At 70.7% G+C, this 14,132-nt stretch carries 11 protein-coding genes; 8 read left to right on the forward strand and 3 right to left on the reverse strand.

Annotated elements, in window-relative coordinates:
• Positions 1 to 45: 45 nt before the first annotated feature.
• Positions 46 to 1,530 (reverse strand): VMAP-C domain-containing protein, encoded by a 1,485-nt coding sequence (locus OP79_RS23535; RefSeq protein WP_281193236.1) that lies wholly within the window; start codon positions 1,528 to 1,530, stop codon positions 46 to 48.
• A gap of 134 nt (positions 1,531 to 1,664) precedes the next feature.
• Between OP79_RS23535 and OP79_RS23545 the strand changes: the two genes are divergently transcribed.
• From OP79_RS23545 to OP79_RS23555, 3 genes are all read left to right on the forward strand, one after another.
• Positions 1,665 to 3,428 carry an ABC transporter ATP-binding protein gene (locus OP79_RS23545; RefSeq protein ID WP_033322577.1) on the forward strand — a complete coding sequence of 588 codons (1,764 nt, stop codon included), beginning with the start codon at positions 1,665 to 1,667 and terminating at the stop codon, positions 3,426 to 3,428.
• A 382-nt stretch (positions 3,429 to 3,810) separates the two neighbouring features.
• Positions 3,811 to 5,613, forward strand: a complete 1,803-nt coding sequence (locus tag OP79_RS23550) for a S8 family peptidase (protein WP_033322578.1) — start codon at positions 3,811 to 3,813, stop codon at positions 5,611 to 5,613.
• Between the two features lie 206 nt (positions 5,614 to 5,819).
• Positions 5,820 to 6,497 carry an AIM24 family protein gene (locus tag OP79_RS23555; protein ID WP_033322579.1) on the forward strand — a complete coding sequence of 226 codons (678 nt, stop codon included), beginning with the start codon at positions 5,820 to 5,822 and terminating at the stop codon, positions 6,495 to 6,497.
• Between the two features lie 114 nt (positions 6,498 to 6,611).
• On the opposite strand, the gene OP79_RS23560 is transcribed toward OP79_RS23555, so the two are convergent.
• Both OP79_RS23560 and OP79_RS23565 read right to left on the reverse strand, forming a co-directional pair.
• Positions 6,612 to 8,165 carry a hypothetical protein gene (locus OP79_RS23560; protein WP_157857360.1) on the reverse strand — a complete coding sequence of 518 codons (1,554 nt, stop codon included), beginning with the start codon at positions 8,163 to 8,165 and terminating at the stop codon, positions 6,612 to 6,614.
• A complete protein-coding gene (locus OP79_RS23565) occupies positions 8,162 to 8,719 on the reverse strand; it encodes a hypothetical protein (RefSeq protein ID WP_033322580.1) in 558 nt (185 codons plus the stop codon). Before OP79_RS23565 ends, OP79_RS23560 begins: the two co-directional genes overlap by 4 nt.
• Positions 8,720 to 8,948: 229 nt before the next feature.
• Between OP79_RS23565 and OP79_RS23570 the strand changes: the two genes are divergently transcribed.
• The 5 genes from OP79_RS23570 to OP79_RS23590 are packed head-to-tail and all read left to right on the forward strand — an operon-like array spanning position 8,949 to position 13,960.
• Positions 8,949 to 9,947 (forward strand): ABC transporter substrate-binding protein, encoded by a 999-nt coding sequence (locus tag OP79_RS23570; protein ID WP_245685429.1) that lies wholly within the window; start codon positions 8,949 to 8,951, stop codon positions 9,945 to 9,947.
• Positions 9,948 to 9,984: 37 nt separating this feature from the next.
• Positions 9,985 to 10,761 carry an ABC transporter permease gene (locus tag OP79_RS23575; RefSeq protein WP_051744860.1) on the forward strand — a complete coding sequence of 259 codons (777 nt, stop codon included), beginning with the start codon at positions 9,985 to 9,987 and terminating at the stop codon, positions 10,759 to 10,761.
• A complete protein-coding gene (locus tag OP79_RS23580) occupies positions 10,731 to 11,543 on the forward strand; it encodes an ABC transporter permease (RefSeq protein ID WP_051744861.1) in 813 nt (270 codons plus the stop codon). Before OP79_RS23575 ends, OP79_RS23580 begins: the two co-directional genes overlap by 31 nt.
• Positions 11,540 to 13,204, forward strand: coding sequence for a benzoylformate decarboxylase (mdlC, locus tag OP79_RS23585; RefSeq protein WP_078491969.1), 1,665 nt, complete (start codon positions 11,540 to 11,542; stop codon positions 13,202 to 13,204). The genes OP79_RS23580 and mdlC overlap by 4 nt, the downstream gene beginning before the upstream one ends.
• Before the next feature lie 9 nt (positions 13,205 to 13,213).
• Positions 13,214 to 13,960 (forward strand): ABC transporter ATP-binding protein, encoded by a 747-nt coding sequence (locus tag OP79_RS23590; protein ID WP_033322583.1) that lies wholly within the window; start codon positions 13,214 to 13,216, stop codon positions 13,958 to 13,960.
• Positions 13,961 to 14,132 lie beyond the last annotated feature (172 nt).

Below are 14,132 nucleotides of genomic sequence, written 5' to 3' on the forward strand. Positions count from 1 at the left end.
TCGCCGGGTGCGCGCGGTCCACGGACATGCGTCCGTGCGGCCGGTTCAAGGCTTCACCGGAGCACGGTCCGGCCCGGAGGGACCGGGTCTGCGCTCCGGATCATCGACCAGGATCGCGAGATGGCGCCCCACGTGGTTGTCCCAGCCTTCCGGCCCCACCGCCAGTGCCTCCTTGCGCCATTTTCCGGCCCGCTCCACCAGACCGGCCAGCCCCCTGTCCTGCACGATGTCGGCGACCGCCTCCTTGAAGGCGGGGTCGTCGCAGTCGCCGCGATGCCAGATCATCGCCGGTATGCCGGCCCGCAGAGCCGCCATGAACTCCTGCTGACTGGCCGTCGAGTCGGTGCCCGGCGGCTGGCTGAGCACCAGACACACCGCGTGCTCGTCCTCCTTCAACTCCAGCTCCAGGTGGAACTGCGACCGGCCGGGACGGTTCCAGTACGGGTGGCTGTCCGCCGGCTTCTCCTTGAGATGACGCCACTTCTTGTGCCAGGGCCGGTGCCAGGCCGCCTTGCGCAGCCGCTCGAAGCTGCGGACCAGGACGGCGTAGTCCATCACCAGCGGGGTCGGGGACGACGAGGACGACTCCTTGTGCCACCACTCCACCGGCTCGCCCAGCAATTCCCACGGGAGGATGAACTCGAGGACGACCGGCTGCCTCAGATCCGCCCACCGCTCCTCGGTCTGCTCGATGAGCTGCTCGACCTCGCGGGGAAGGTCGTCGCGGTGCAGGTGCAGCGTCTCGCCCGGCACGGGATGCCAGCCCTCCGCGTCCGACTGCCGCCAGTGGGAGAGGTAGTAACGGTCGGAATCCACACCGTCGGGCTCGAACTGGATCATCAGGTAGGCCGGCACCAGGGAGGGCGGCGGCTGGACGGCGCCACCACGCTGCCAGTCCGCCATCTTGTCCTCCAGCCCCCACGCGCGGGCCTGCCCACGGTTCCAGCGGCGCAGCAGCTCCGCCGCCTCCGCCTGCCCGTCCTCCATGAGCTGATCGGCGGCCAGCGCCAGGAACGCCATGCTCACCGGTAGTTCGTTCGCGGCCGAGTTGTCCCCGGCAAGGCGCAGGAAGACCGCCCAGCCCGTGTCGCACCACTCGGGCAGCTCCTGGATACGCGACCGGCTGGCCCGCCGCATCATCGCCGCGAGGCCCGCCGACGACCGAATCTCGCGCAGTACCGGCCGCAGTGGACGCAGGTCCGCGCCGTCGAAGAAATCCACCGCCTCCCACTCGTCCACCAGACGTCGCAGCGACACGATGGCGACGGACTGCTGCTCCACATATCCCAGGCAGCGCACCAGACATGACAAGCCGTCAGGGATCTGCGTGCAGCTCTCCACCAGGCGCAGCAGCCACGGACGCAGCGCCTCGCTGCGTAACGGCTCCACCGGCGTGCGCAGTTCCTGGCCCAGCATGCTCACCCACAGTTCGACACTGTTTCCGTGCCGCACCGTGGCCGACTCCTGTAATACGTCGACGACTTCGGCCGCCAACTCATTGCGAACCCGTGCAGGGCTGCGCCCTTCCACCCCCGTGACCTCCCGATCGCCACCAGCTGCCGTCGAGTTCGTCGTACGTCGTAAACCGTCTTGATAGTGGCGACCAGCGTACGGCTACAGTTCCAACAACGTCAGGGTGTCATCAATGCCGTACGGGGAGCGCCGTGCAGGATTCCGAGCCGTCCGCCCCGCCCGCCGTGCCGCCTTGGCGGCTGTTGCTCGGATATGTGCGGCCGCATCGCTGGGCGCTGCTGGGCGGGGCGGTTCTGTCGTTGATGACCGGGGCGGCGGGGCTCGCGTTGCCGTTGGTGGCCCGGGGGTTGATCGACGACCTGCAGCACGACCGGGCCATCACCGGGGCATTGCTGGCCATGTCCGCGCTTGTGGTTGCCAATGCCGGGATCGGGGCGCTGGGTGGCTACGTACTGCGGTACACCGCCGAGTCCGTGGTGCTCGGGGCGCGGCGTGCGCTGGTGTCGCATCTGCTGCGGCTGCGTATAGCCGCCGTCGACCGCAGCGAACCCGGCGATCTGATGGCCCGGATCACCTCCGACACCACACTGCTGCGCGAGGTCACCACCGATTCGCTGGTCGGTATCGGCACGGGCGGACTGACCCTCGTCGCCACGCTCGTGATGATGGGGGTGGTCGACCCTGTGCTGTTCGCCGTCACCCTGGGCGTGGTGTTCGGCGCGGGCACGGTGATCGGGGTGATCGTGCCCCGTATCAACCGGGCCAGCAGGCAGGCGCAGAACGCGGTCGGCGCGATGGGTGCCTCACTGGAGCGGGTCCTGGGCGCGCTGCGTACCGTCAAGGCGTCCGGGGCCGAGCACCGTGAGGAACAGGCCGTGCACGCCGCCGCGCAGGAGTCGTGGCGGCAGAGCGTGAAGGCCGCCAAGTGGTCGGCGCTGGCGGGCAATACGGCCGGTCTGTCGATGCAGATCGCGTTCATCACCGTGCTCGCGGTGGGCGGGGCGCGGGTCGCGACCGGGGCCATCGACATCGGCACGCTGGTCGCCTTCCTGCTGTTCGTCTTCTATCTGATGTCGCCGATCCAGCAGGTCGTCGGCGCCGTCGCGCAGTACCAGACCGGTGCCGCCGCCCTGGCCCGGATCGAGGAGGCCCGGCAGCTGCCCGCCGAACCGGCGACCGAACCCGCGCCGCTGCCCAGCCCCGGCGCCGAACCCGCCGCCGTCGCCTTCGAGAACGTCCGCTTCCGGTACGCCGACGACCTGCCGTACGTCCACCACGGCGTGACCTTCACCATCCCGCCGCGCGGCATGACCGCCTTCGTCGGGCCGTCAGGCGCGGGCAAGACCACCGTCTTCTCCCTCATCGAGCGGTTCTACGACCCGGGCGAGGGCCGGATCACGCTGGACGGCCGGGATCTCGCCGACTGGGACGTGTCCGGGCTCCGGTCCTCCATCGGTTACGTGGAGCAGGACGCGCCCGTCCTCTCCGGAAGCCTTCGCGACAACCTTGTGCTCGGCAATCCCGGCGCCGACGAGAACGACGTACTCCGCGCACTGAAGACCACCCGCCTCGACGGCCTCGTCGACCGGCTGCCGAACGGCCTGGACACCCTCGTCGGCCACCGCGGCACCAAGCTCTCCGGCGGCGAACGCCAGCGGGTCGCCATCGCCCGCGCCCTGCTGCGCCGCCCCCGGCTGCTGCTGCTCGACGAGGCCACCAGTCAGCTCGACGCGGTCAACGAAGCGGCGCTGCGCGACACCGTCGCCGATGTCGCCCGTACGACCACGGTCCTGGTCGTCGCGCACCGGCTGTCCACGGTCACCATGGCGGACCGCATAGTCGTCATGGACGCGGGCGAGGTACGGGCCGTCGGCACCCACCGCGAACTCGTCGCCGCCGACCCGCTCTACGCCGAACTCGCCGCTACGCAGTTCCTCGCGGCGGCAGACGCCTAGCGCCCCGAAGGGGCGCGGGGCTGTTTCGTCTGTCTTCACCCCGCAGTCCGATACGGAACGACGGGACGAGAGCGGACCGAGCGGGGGAAAGCGGTGTCTTCCGGCCCTCGACCGGGCGGTCCGTAGGGGGGTCTCGGTGGGGGATCGAGGGTTTTCCCCGTATCCGGAGGCTCAGGGCCCCGCCTATTGTTCGAACACAGCTGACCCATGGGTCACCCCCATAAGGGTCGCTCGCACCTGGCTGGCCGCCGCGTCTTTCCGATCGCACCTGTCTTTTCGATCGCACCCCCCGCCGCTTCGACGACGAAGCGATTCGAACGCTGCTCCGTCGCGTCACGCTGGGCGCCTCGCCCCGGAGCCGGCCCCCGAAAGGCACACACTCTTGCGTACTTCACGCTCCGCGAGACGGACGCTGATATCCGTCACCGCGATATCCGCGACGCTGCTGGCAGGCACCGCCACCTCGGTCGCCGCCGTCCCCACCGGGCAGACGAAGACTGCCGCCGCCGAGCAGACCACTGCCGCCGCCTCCGCCGTGGCCGCCCCCGCCGAGCGGCTGATCGTCGGGTACAAGTCCGGCGCCAGTGAGGCCAAGTCGAACAAGGCCGCCGGCGAAGACGCCGAGGCCAAGGGCAAGGACGCGGGCGAGGACCTCGACTTCCAGCGCCGCCTCGGCACCGGTGCCGCGCTCGTCGACCTGGGCGCGAAGCTCAGCAAGGCCGCGGTCGCCGACGTCGTCGCCGAGTACCAGGCCGACCCGCAGGTCGCATACGTCGTACCGGACCGCCTCAACAAGCCTCTCGCGGACCCGAACGACACCGAGTACAGCAAGCAGTGGGACCTGTTCGAGACCACCGCGGGCATGCGCGTACCGGGCGCCTGGGACACCGCGACCGGCACCGGCGTGACCGTCGCCGTGATCGACACCGGCTACGTCACCCACTCCGACCTCGCCGCCAACATCGTCGGCGGCTACGACTTCATCGCCGACACCGAGGTCTCCGTCGACGGCAACGGCCGCGACAGCAACCCGGCCGACCCGGGCGACTGGTACGCCGACGGCGAGTGCGGCCAGGCCGAGGGCAGCACCTCCTCCTGGCACGGCACCCACGTCGCGGGCACCATCGCCGCCGCCACCAACAACAGCAAGGGCGTCGCCGGCATCGCGTACAACGCGAAGATCTCCCCGGTCCGCGTTCTCGGCAAGTGCGGCGGCTACGACTCCGACATCATCGACGCCATCACCTGGGCGTCCGGCGGCACCGTCTCCGGCGTCCCCGCCAACACCAACGTCGCCAAGGTCATCAACATGAGCCTGGGCGGTGGCGGCGCCTGCACCAGCGCCACCCAGACCGCGATCAACAACGCCGTGAACCGCGGCACCACGGTCGTCGTCGCGGCGGGCAACAGCAATGCCAACGCGGCCAACTACTCGCCGGCGAGCTGCAACAACGTCATCTCCGTCGCCGCGCTGAGCCGCACCGGCGCCAAGGCCTCGTACTCCAACTTCGGTTCGGTCGTGGACATCGCGGCCCCGGGCGGCCAGACCAGCACCGGCACCGCCAACGGCATCCTGTCCACGCTCAACTCCGGTGCACAGGGCCCGGCTTCGGAGTCGTACGCCTACTACCAGGGCACCAGCATGGCCGCCCCGCACATCGCGGGCCTCGCGGCGCTGGCCAAGTCGGCGAAGTCCTCGCTCACCCCGGCCCAGATCGAGTCCGCGATCAAGACCAACTCGCGTGCTCTGCCCGGTGCTTGCTCGGGCGGCTGCGGTGCGGGTCTGGCGGACGCGGCCAAGACGGTGCAGGCGGTGAGCGGGACCGACGGTTCCACGGGGGGCACCACCTTCACCAGCGCCTCGGCCGTCTCCATCCCGGACAACGGCTCGGCCGTCGAGTCCCCGATCGCCGTCACCGGCCGCACGGGCAACGCCCCCTCGGCCCTCCAGGTCGGCGTCGACATCACCCACACCTACCGCGGTGACCTGGTCGTCGACCTGATCGCCCCGGACGGTACGAGCTACCGCCTGAAGGCGTCCGGCTCTGACTCGGCCGACGACGTCAAGACCACGTACACCGTCAACGCCTCCAGCGAGACCGCCAACGGCACGTGGAAGCTCCGCGTCCAGGACGTCGCCGCCCAGGACACCGGCACCATCAACAGCTGGAAGCTGACCTTCTGACGGCCTGCTGAGCAGCTCTGCCGGCCAGGTCCACTGACCAGGCCTGCAACTTCAGACCGCCACCCCCCACAGGGGCGGCCGACGCGAGCGGGCGTCGGCCGCCCCGCCTTTCGTCCCGCTTCCGTTCCGCGGACGGATACTTTCGGCGGTGCCTTTCATTCCGTCGCCGGTTGGCGGAACGTGCACGTCCGGGACACGATGCCCGCATGAAGGGTGACCTGTTTTCCAGCGAGTACATGGTGCAGCCCGCCACCACCGTGGGCATGAGCGTGCAGAACGCCAAGTCGATCCGATACATGATCAACGGCGAGATGCTCGCACGGCAGGGCGCGATGATCGCCTATCGCGGAAACCTGCAGTTCGAGCGCAAGGGCCAGGGAGTCGGTGGCATGCTCAAGCGCGCCGTCACCGGGGAGGGGCTGCCGCTCATGGCGGTCCGCGGGCAGGGAGAGGCCTGGTTCGCGCAGGAGGCGCAGAACTGCTTCATCGTCGACATCGACCCCGGCGACGTCTTCACCGTCAACGGCCGCAACATCCTGTGCTTCGACGCCTCCCTGCAGTACGAGATCAAGACCGTGAAGGGCGCGGGCATGACCGGCGGCGGCCTGTTCAACAGCGTCTTCACCGGGCAAGGCAGGCTCGGCCTCGTCTGCGAGGGCAATCCGCTGGTCATCCCGGTCTCGCCGCAGTACCCGGTGTACGTCGACACGGACGCGATCGTCGGCTGGACCGCCAACCTCCAGACCACGCTGCACCGTTCGCAGTCCATCGGCTCGATGATCCGCGGCGGCTCGGGGGAGGCGGTGCAGCTGATGCTGCAGGGTGAGGGATACGTCGTCGTACGCCCGAGCGAGGCGACGCCGCAGAAACCGCAACAGCACTGATGCGTAGGGTCTCTACCACCAGGGGCTCCGCCCCTGGGACCCCGCTGGGGACTCCGCCCCAGACCCCCGTATCGGCCTGAACGGCCTCGTCCTCAAACGCCGGACGGGCTGAAATCAGCCCGTCCGGCTTCTGCGGCGCCACAGGACCGCTGCGGTGCCGCCGGCGAGCAGGGCGGCGGCGGTGCCGGCGGTCAGCAGCACGGTGGTGCCGGTGGAGGCGAGGACGCCTTCGCCGGACGTGGCCGCAGAGCCGCCGCCGATGGTGGACGTGGTCAGCGAACCTCCGTCCCCGGTGCCACCGACGCTGCCCCCGTTGCTTCCGCTGCCCCCGCTGCTCCCGTTGGACGACGTGGGGATGTCGATGGGGACCACGCCGTCCGAGGCGGACGGGCCGGCGCTCGGGTCGGCCGTCGGATCACCGGTCGGATCGGTGCCGCTGGGGTCCGGCTCCGGCTCCGGATCCGAGGGCCCGTCGGTCGGGGAGGGCGATTCGGTCGGCGACGGAGATTCGGACGGCGGAGTCTGCGGCCGCTGGAACGTGGTGACCGATCCATCGGCCGGGCTCCCTACGAACACCGACTCCCCGCCCGGCGTCACTGCAACGGAGGAGGCGCCCAACTGGCCGTGGACGCCCGGCAGTTCGACATCCTCGCCGGAGTCCTTCAGCGCCGCCGTGTCGTAGACCGCGAGCCGTCCGACGCCGTCCCCCTCCTCCGGCGGATTGCCGAAGTCCTGCCATACGGCGAAGGCCTGGTCGGAGCCCGGGTCGACGGCGACGTCGGCGACGGAGTCCCCGGGGTCCGAGGTGAAGGAGGCGGCGAGCTTGCCCGTGGAGATGTCGTACGCCTCCAGTACGGCACCGCGCCCCGCCCACAGCACACCGTGCTCGGTGTCCCACTCCAGGAAGGTCACCGCGGTGCCGGCGCCGAGCGTGATCTCGGTGCCGTCCAGTGCGAAGCCGGCCGAATCGACCCTGCGCAGCAGGCTGTTGGTGTTGTCGGCGACCCAGATCTGGCCGACGGCCCGGTCGACGGCGAGCGGTCCGCCGGCCGGCAGGGTGAGGGAGCGTTCCACGGTCACCGATGTCTCAGCGACGGTGACCTCCTCGAGCCTGGTGCCGCGCAGGACCACGATCGTGCCGTCCTTCGCACTCGCCTTGGCCTGCGTGATCGACGTACCGGTGAGCCAGCCGCCGCGTCCCGCCGCCTCGCCGTCCTTCGCGGCGGCGATACCGCGCAGCCCGACGAGGTAGTGCACACCGTCGCCCGGCAGCGGCCCGGCGAACCGCTTCGCCGGGAGCTGCGCGGGCTGCCCCGTACTGCCGGGGGATTCCTTCACCCAGCTCAGGGTCTGTCCCGAGGCCGGGTCGACGGCGTAGAGGCCCGCCAGGCTTGCTCCCGTCGTCCCGGCGACGGTGTCGGACCCGACGTACAGCTTCCCCGACTCGGGGTGCACCAGCAGGTCCAGCGGTTTGCCGACGGCCGTGTTGCGCGCGGTCTGCGCGTATCCGCCGCCGCTCTCGGGCGGATCGGCGTCGTCGGCGCCCGCGACGACCGGTGCGCCGACGACGACTGCCAGGACCACGGCGGTGATTCCGGCGAGGGCGCCCGCCGCCCGGGGGCGGGACAGGCCGCTGCCCCGCCCCCGGGATCTGTCGGGCGCGGTCATGAGAAGGAGACGGGGACGTAGACGTCGTACGAGCGGTTGCCGCTCGCCGTGTGGTCGGCGCGCGTCACGATCGCGCAGTCGACGTCCGTGCCGCAGACCTGGCCGGCGGCGATCGTCGGGTTCACGTGCACATTGACGCTGAAGGAACCGCCGGAGCCGTACATGGAACTGTTGGCGACCATGCCGCCGCCGAAGTTCGACACCCAGTGCGAGGCGCCGGTCGTGCCCGCCTGGTCCGCGCCGCCGAGGCAGGGGGTCGGCCGGGAGGTGTACGTCGCGGGGTTGCCGACCTCGACGCCGTCGGGGATCACGCACAGGCCTATGTAGATGCCCTGGATGGTGTTGTAGCCGCTGCCGGAGACGGTGATGTTCTGCCCCGCGGCCGACAGGCCCTCGGGGGCCGTCAACGACAGTTGGTACGTCGTGCCGCTCACCGTCACCGTCCGCGTGGCGGTGGCGGCCGAGGCCGAGGTGGCGAGCCCGACCGTCAGCGCGGCGGCGGTCGCGCCGACGGCGACGGTACGGGTGGCGCGGGCGAACAGGGCGGATCTCATGGGCAGTTGACCTTTCGCAGGCTTCCGCTATTTAGGTAAGGCAAACCTAAGTATCGCCTGATGAATCGTCAAGCCTCGTCACTTGAGCCGCTTCTGTGACTCCGATCCGGAGCGTGCGGGGAGCGCTGTGGGTCTTTTCGCAAAGGTTGCGAACCGGCTTTTCTCGAAGGGTGACGATCGGCGCGCAGGCATGTTGTGGTCGTCCCGGGATTGCGATAGGCATGCGCGCATGTCGATACGTCAGATGCGTCAGGTAGGCCAAGTCCGGTTATACAGGCGCCAGTTGATCGTCATGGCCGTCGCCCTGGCGATGACCGCCGTCGCCTGCGGCGGTGACTCCGGCCAGGCCGGCTCGGGCGGCAACGGTCTTGAGAAACCGAGCATCTCCGTCGCCGCGCTCCCGCTGGCCGACGACGCGACCCTCTACCTCGCGCAGGACCGGGGCCTGTTCGAGAAAGAGGGCCTCGACGTACGCATCCAGCCCGTCCAGCAGAGCATCCAGGCGCTGCCCGCGCTGTCGAAGGGCCAGGTCGACGTGATCGCGAGCGCGAACTACGTCACCTTCCTGCAGGCTCACGAGAAGGGCACCCTCGACGTCCGTGTCCTCGCGGAGGGTGCCCGCGTCGCGCCGCACATGATGGACGTCCTCGTGCCCGAGGACTCGGACATCAAGAGCCTCGCCGACCTCAAGGGCAAGAAGCTCGCCGTCAACATCCTCAACAACATCCAGTCGCTGACCCTGAACGCCATCCTCGACAAGGAGGGCGCGGGCCGCCCCGTCTACCGGCAGATCGCCTTCCCGCAGATGGGGCCCGCCCTGGAGAAGGGGCAGGTCGACGCCGTGCACGCGGCCGAACCGTTCAACAGCGCCCTCCAGAAGGACCTGAACGCCCGGGTGCTCATCGACGGCGGCTCCGCGCCCGTGGAGTCCATACCGATCAGCGGGTACGTCACGACCGGGCCGTTCGCCGAGAAGAACCCCAAGACGGCGGCGGCCTTTCAGCGGGCCATCGCCGCCGCCGCGAAGATCGCGAAGCAGGATCCTTCGGCGATACGGGAACAGCTGCCGAAGTACGCGAAGGTGACGCCGGATCAGGCCAAGGCGATACGGCTGCCCGAGTACCCCGAGACGACGGACCCCGGACAACTGAGCCGTCTCACCGAACTCATGGAGAAACAGGGCCTGTTGAAGAAACCGGTCGATCCGGCCACGCTCCTGGTCAAGTAGGGCCGCTCGGTTGGGACGACTCAATGGGGGCCACCCGGTGCGACGAAGGCAGGAGTTGCTGCTCGGCGGGCTCGGTGTGCTGCTCGCGTTCGGGGTGTGCGAGGCGGTCAGCCGGGCCGGACTCGTCCGCCGCACCTATCTGCCGCCCGCCTCCGAAGTCCTCGCGCGTGCCGTGGAGTTGGCGGGTGATCAAGTCTTCCTGGACGGCCTGGGCGCCACGCTGATTGCCTGGGCGCTCGGACTGGGCCTCGCCTGCGCGATAGCCGTCCCGCTGGGCCTGCTGCTCGGCAGCGTGCCCGTCGTCGACGACGCCGTACGCGCCATCGTCGAGTTCCTGCGCCCGTTGCCCTCCGTGGCGCTGATCCCGCTGGTGTCCCTGCTGCTGGGCTCCGGCACGGAGACGAAGGTCGCCCTGATCACGTACGCCTCCGTCTGGCCCATCCTCTTCAACACCGTCTACGGACTCGGCGAGACCGACCCCCTGGCCAAGGACACCCTCCGCGCCTTCGGCTTCGGCCGCCTCGCGGTCCTCCTCCGCGTCGAACTCCCCGCCACCGCCCCCTTCATCGCCGCCGGCATCCGCATCTCCGCCGCCATCGCCCTCATCCTGGCCGTCGCCACCGAGATCCTCGCCGGCTTCGGCGAGGGCCTCGGCATCTTCATCGCCCAGGCGGGCCTCGCGACGGACGGCACACGGGATGCCCTGGCGGGAGTGGTGTGGGCCGGAGCGCTCGGACTGCTGATCAACAGCGCGCTGGTGTGGGGCGAACGGCAGCTGTTCCCGTGGACACCGGAGCATCGGGGGCGGCGGTGAGCCGGGTCGTGCGCGGCGCGCTGCTGCGGTGGGGCGTGCTCGTGGTGGCCGTCGCCGGGTGGCAGATCGTCGCTCGGGCGCACGGCAGCGTGTACTTCCCGCCGCCCGCCGACATCGCCGGACACGCCTACGACCTGTGGTTCTCGGGGCCCGTCGGGCATGCGTTCCTCACCGCCGCAGCCGTCGACAACATCCTGCCCAGCCTCGGCCGCATGGCCGCCGGGTTCGCGATCGCCGCCGTCGCCGGGATCGCCTTCGGCATCGCGGTCGGCCGCTCGCGCCGGACGTACGCGCTCTGCAACCCGGTGCTCCAGTTCGCGCGCGCGATCCCGCCCCCGGCCCTCGTACCCGTCTTCGTCGTGGTCTTCGACTTCGGTACGCCGATGCAGCTCGCGTCGATCGTCTTCAGCGCCGTATGGCCCGTACTGATCAACACGGCGGACGGAGCGCGCAACACCGACCCGCTACGGCTCGAAGTCGCCGCCGTACTGCGGCTGACCGCGCCCGAGCGGCTGTGGCTGCTGCTCCTGCCGTCCGCGCTGCCGCGCATCTTCGCCGGGCTGCGGCTGAGCCTCTCGCTCTGCCTCATCCTCATGGTCTTCTCGGAGCTGCTGCCGGGCACGGCCAACGGCATCGGCTTCACCCTCACCGACGCCCAGTCACGCTCGGATCTGCTCACCGTATGGGCGGCGTTGGTCCTGCTCGGCGCGCTCGGACATCTGCTCAACACCGGCCTGTTGGCGGTCGAGAAACGACTGCTCGGCAGAGGGAGGCCCGTATGACCCCTGCGACGGGAACAGTTCTGGACGCCGTCGTGCAGTTCTGCCGCGACACCGGCATGACCACGGTCTTCGGCAACCCGGGCTCCACGGAACTGCGGATGTTCCGCGACTGGCCCGAGGACTTCACGTACGTACTCGGACTACAGGAGTCCGTCGCCGTCGCCATGGCCGCGGGACACGCCCTCGGCACCGGGCGCGCGGCCCTCGTCAGCCTGCACTCGGCGGGCGGCACCGGACACGCGCTGGGCGCGGTCTTCAACGCGTACCGGGACCGGGTGCCCCTCGTCGTCATGGCCGGCCAGCAGTCGCGCCCGCTGCTCCAGCTGCGGCCGTTCCTCGGCGCCGACGAACCGGCCCAGTTTCCGCGCCCGTACGTGAAGTTCAGCCGCCAGCCGGACCGCGCGGCGGACGTGCCCGCGGTGCTCGCCGAGGCCCACCGCATCGCGATGTCCCACCCGCGCGGCCCCGTCTTCGTCTCGATCCCCGAGGACGACTGGGACCAGCCCGCCCCGCCCGTCGAACCACGCGCCGTGCACGGCGCGTTCACCGCCGACGCGAGCGCGCTGTCCGCCCTGGCCGCACGCCTCGACGCCTGCGAACGGCCCGCCCTGGTCGTCGGCCCAGGAGTCGACGACGAGGACGCCCTCGCCGAGGTCCGCACCCTCGCCGAACGCACCCGCGCGGCCGTCTGGATCAGCCCGTTGTCCGGCCGCTCCGGCTTCCCCGAGTCCCATCCGCTCTTCCAGGGCTTCCTGCCACCGGCCGCCGACCGCCTGACGGCCTGCCTGGAGGCATACGACGTGGTCGTCGCCCTGGGCGCGCCCCTGTTCACGTACCACTTCCATACGGAGAGCCCGCCACTGCCCGCCCGCACCGAACTGTTCCACCTCGACTGCGACCCCGGGCAGGCGGCGTGGCTGCCCACGGGAACGAGCATCGTGACGACGCTGAAGCCCGCCCTGGGCCAACTGGCGGCGCTGGTGGGGGAGTCGGGCCGGTCGAACCGTAAACCGCCGCCCCCGCGTCCGGCACCCATCCCCGCGCCACGTCTCGACCACATCACGCACATCACGCCGGAGCTGGTCCTGGACCTGCTTCAGGAGCGGCTGCGGCACGACCGTGTCCTCGTCGAGGAGGCACCGAGCCACCGTGAGGCTCTCCACGCGCGCGTGCGGGTCGACTTGGCGGGTGGCTTCCTCACCACCGGCAGCGGGGCGCTCGGCTGGGGCCTGCCGCTGGCCGTCGGGCGCGCGCTTGCCGACCGGCGGCGGGTGGTGTGCGTGCTGGGCGACGGCTCGGCCCTCTACTCCGTCCAGGGACTGTGGACCGCCGCGCGCCATCGGGTGCCGGTGACGTACGTCCTCCTCGACAACGGCGGTTACGCCGCCGTACGCGCCCTCGGTCACCGCATCGACATCGCGCCCGTCCCCGGCACGGAGATCGGCGACATCGACTTCACCGCGCTGGCCGCCGGCTTCGGCTGCCCGGCGGCATACGTAGAATCGCCCGCCGAACTCCCCGCCGCCCTCGACCGGGCGCTGGCCCACGGCGACGGCGACGGGCCCTTTCTGCTGCACGTCCGCGTCACCGGTATCGGCACCGACAACGGCACCGGCATCGGCATCGGCACCGATGGCGCGCTCGACTCCCGGGACAGGTGACCGCTCCGTATGCTCCGCCTCGACTCGCTCGGTCAGCGCTACGGCGAACACCGCGTCCTGCACGACATCAGCCTCACCGTGCCCGACGGTCAACTCCTGTGCGTGGTCGGGCCGTCCGGGTGCGGGAAGTCGACGCTGCTGCGGACGATCGCGGGCTTGCTACCCGCGCACGAGGGGGCCGTCAGCATCGACGGGGACCCGGTCGTCGGGGTGCCGGACCGGCTCGCGGTCGTCTTCCAGGACTACGGGCGTTCGCTGTTCCCCTGGCTGTCCGTCCGGGAGAACGTCGCATTGCCGTTGCGTCGACGGGGCATGGCACGTGCCGAACGGCGGGACGAGGCCGAACGCATCCTGGAACGCGTCGGGCTCGGCGGAGCCGGCCGCCGCCATCCCTGGCAACTGTCGGGCGGCATGCAACAACGCGTCGCCATCGCCCGCGCGTTGGTCTGCCGCCCCTCCCTCCTCCTCATGGACGAGCCCTTCGGCTCCCTCGACGCGCAGACCCGCGAGGACCTCGAGGATCTGCTGCTCGACGTGCACCGGGCGGAGGGGACGACGATCGTGTTCGTCACGCATGACATCGACGAGAGCGTGTACGTGGGGGACCGGGTCGTCGTTCTCTCGGCGGGGCCCGGTTCGCGTGTCGTGCTCGACCTGCCGGTGGGGCTGCCGGGGGAGCGGGAGCAGATCGGCACGCGAGGGCTGGCGGAGTTCGTGGCGTTGCGGACGGAGGTGGGGCGGGCGGTGCGGGCTTGATGCAGGGGGCTCCGCCCCCTGAACCCCCGGCCCTCAAGCGCCGGACGGGCTGAAATCAGCCCGTCGTGGGGGTCCCCCGCTCTGGGGGTCCCCCAGGCCCTTAAGGCACTGGGGGAGAAGCCGAGAGAGGGGCGGCGGGGCGGCGGCCGGTCCCTGAGCGTAGGTCGGGGGC

The organism is Streptomyces yerevanensis, from assembly GCF_000716805.1.
GTDB lineage: Bacteria > Actinomycetota > Actinomycetes > Streptomycetales > Streptomycetaceae > Streptomyces > Streptomyces flaveus.

What these genes read in the sequence shown, in the direction of transcription:
- OP79_RS23560 (WP_157857360.1), bottom strand. Translation starts at nt 8,165, where the DNA reads ATGACCGCGCCCGACAGATCCCGGGGGCGGGGCAGCGGCCTGTCCCGC.
- OP79_RS23590 (WP_033322583.1), top strand. Translation starts at nt 13,214, where the DNA reads ATGCTCCGCCTCGACTCGCTCGGTCAGCGCTACGGCGAACACCGCGTC.
- OP79_RS23570 (WP_245685429.1), top strand. Translation starts at nt 8,949, where the DNA reads ATGTCGATACGTCAGATGCGTCAGGTAGGCCAAGTCCGGTTATACAGG.
- mdlC (WP_078491969.1), top strand. Translation starts at nt 11,540, where the DNA reads ATGACCCCTGCGACGGGAACAGTTCTGGACGCCGTCGTGCAGTTCTGC.
- OP79_RS23565 (WP_033322580.1), bottom strand. Translation starts at nt 8,719, where the DNA reads ATGAGATCCGCCCTGTTCGCCCGCGCCACCCGTACCGTCGCCGTCGGC.
- OP79_RS23555 (WP_033322579.1), top strand. Translation starts at nt 5,820, where the DNA reads ATGAAGGGTGACCTGTTTTCCAGCGAGTACATGGTGCAGCCCGCCACC.